The organism is Halomonas sp. 707D4 (assembly GCF_024158685.1).
In the GTDB taxonomy this organism is placed as follows: Bacteria; Pseudomonadota; Gammaproteobacteria; order Pseudomonadales; family Halomonadaceae; genus Vreelandella.
Genome location: NZ_JAMZBD010000500.1, coordinates 1 through 2,213, shown reverse-complemented (window position 1 = coordinate 2,213; position 2,213 = coordinate 1). Strand labels below are relative to the sequence as shown.

Genomic DNA, 2,213 nt, shown 5'->3' with positions numbered 1-2,213 from the left:
GCGTGGTAACATCGGCGTTGCGCCGCGCGACCTTGCGCTGGGTGCGACCGGGGGTGAACTCCGCCACGGGAATGCGCACCGACTGGCACGCCTGGCAGCCGTCGCAGTGCGGTCGATAGAGGTGGCGTCCGCTGCGTCGAAAGCCCAGCAGCGACAGCGCCTCGTAGACACCGCTGGCCGGCGCCTCCTTCGGGTCCAGGAACAGCGTGGTCGCTTCCTGTTCCTGCAGGTAGCTGCAGCGGTGGGGCACGGTGAGGAAGAAACGAAGATCCCGTACCGGACGGCGGGGGGCGCTGCTGCTCACGATCCACCTCCTTGAGTGTAGGCTAGCGGCTGTAGGCGTCGGGAATGGCGTCGAGCCAGGGCGATGCAGGCACGTCGGGAATCTTCGCGCCGTGCCTGGTCGGTGCGAACGCTTTTTCCGGCAGCCATTGATCAAGATAGCCGATGAACGTCTCGCGGGCGATGGGGGTAGCCCCCAGCCGCTCCAGGTGCGGGGTATGCATCTGGCAATCGATCAGGAGGCCGCCATTGTCCGCCATGGCGCGGGCGAGGTGCGCCAGCGCGATCTTCGAGGCGTCCGGGGCGCTCGAGAACATCGATTCGCCGAAGAAGACCGGCCCCATGGCGAGGCCGTAGAGTCCGCCCACCAGGTGGTCGCCGTGACGGACCTCGATGCTGTGGGCGATGCCGAGTGCGTGCAGCGCCTGGTAGGCGACGCGCATCTCGGGATTGATCCAGGTACCCGGTTCGCCCTGGCGCGGGGCGGCGCAGGCATGAATGACCCGATCGAAGTCTTGATTCAGCGTCACGTGAAAGCCACCATTGCGTAGCCGCTTCGCCAGGCTGCGGCGCAGGCGGAACTCGGCAGGGGCCAGCACCATGCGCGGATCCGGGCTCCACCAGAGGATCGGGTCGTCGTCGCTGTACCAGGGAAAGATGCCCCGGCGGTAAGCGTGGACCAGCCAGGTCGGCGACAGCTCGCCGCCGGCGGCGAGCAGCCCGTTGGGCGTATCGAGCGCCATGGCCGTGTTCGGGAAGGCGGGAATGGGCGATGCAAGCCAGGGTAGCATCGAGGCGGCTCCTCTTGTTGGGCGCTGATGGAACGGGGCTTTACGAGCAACATGACAAGAGCACGGCTCTTGACGACAGGCGCTGTGACGGCGCAAGGATGGTCGGTATGATGCAAACTCGCAAGTGGATGAACGACGCCACCAGGTGTAAAGGGAGAATCGCTTGAAAGTGAACAAGACGGTAGACAAGCGAACGCAGCGCGGTTCGCGTCGACCCTCGACGTCGGCCCAATCGACCCGGGTCAAGGCCGCAAAGGACACGGCGCGGCGTTTCGGATTGCGCCTGCAGGGCTCCCTGCGCGAAGGCGTGGTGGTGGTCCTGCTGGCCGTGTGCGTATTTCTGCTGCTGGCGCTGTTCAGCTATCACCCGGCAGACCCCGGCTGGTCCTACCAGGGGCCGGAAACCGACGTGCGCAACTGGATGGGCCCGGTGGGCGCCTGGCTTGCGGACGTGCTCTACTCCCTGCTCGGCGCCAGTGCCCTGTGGTGGCCCGGCATGTTCGGCTTCGCCGCCTGGTGGCTGATGCGCTCGCGCCAGGTGCGCTTCGAGCTCGACCCGGTCGCCATCGCGGTACACGCCGGTGGCCTCGTGCTTCTGATGTTCGGCACCACCACCCTCGGCGCACTGCACTTCTATCACCCGCAGAGCATTCTTCCCTACGCTTCCGGCGGCATCCTGGGCGAGGGGCTTGTGGCCACGCTCAGGCCGCTGGTCGGCAGTGGCGGGGTAGGGCTGATCGCCGCCGCCCTGATCCTGATCGGCTTTCCGCTGTTCTCGGGCATGTCGTGGCTCAACGTGGCTGACGAGGTGGGCAAGCGACTCTGCCGCGTCGGTGGCTGGTTCGGTGCCCGTCGCGCCCGCTCTCGCCAGAAGCGCGAGGATCGCAAGTCGATCAAGGCCGCGGCCCGCGAGGCGTCGCGCAAGTTCAAGGAGCGCACCCGCGAGGAGCAGAAGGCCCGTGATGCCGAGCGCGAACCAGAGGCGCCGACGCCCGTCGCCTTCGAGCAGGACGCGCCGCCCGCCAAGGTGCGCCCGCGCGAACAGGGGCGTCGCGAGCCGAGCATGATGGCCTTCAGCGCGGATGACGACGCGGTGACCGACACCTCGATCCCTTGGGAGGCGACCGACAAGGCCTACAC

2 protein-coding genes and 1 pseudogene are annotated in these 2,213 nt (G+C 67.4%); 1 reads left to right on the top strand and 2 read right to left on the bottom strand.

What is annotated here, in order from left to right; translation table 11 throughout:
* Together BIS11_RS15790 and aat are read right to left on the bottom strand one after the other, a co-directional pair.
* Positions 1-304, bottom strand: a pseudogene (locus tag BIS11_RS15790) (arginyltransferase); the annotation flags it as partial.
* A gap of 22 nt (positions 305-326) precedes the next feature.
* Positions 327-1,073: a leucyl/phenylalanyl-tRNA--protein transferase gene (aat, locus tag BIS11_RS15785; protein WP_253420264.1), complete on the bottom strand. Its 747-nt coding sequence runs from the start codon at positions 1,071-1,073 to the stop codon at positions 327-329.
* 163 nt (positions 1,074-1,236) lie between these two features.
* Between aat and BIS11_RS15780 the strand changes: the two genes are divergently transcribed.
* A partial coding sequence (locus tag BIS11_RS15780; protein WP_253586509.1) for a DNA translocase FtsK 4TM domain-containing protein occupies positions 1,237-2,213 on the top strand: 977 nt, incomplete at its 3' end.

What these genes read in the sequence shown, in the direction of transcription:
- aat (WP_253420264.1), bottom strand. Translation starts at nt 1,073, where the DNA reads ATGCTACCCTGGCTTGCATCGCCCATTCCCGCCTTCCCGAACACGGCC.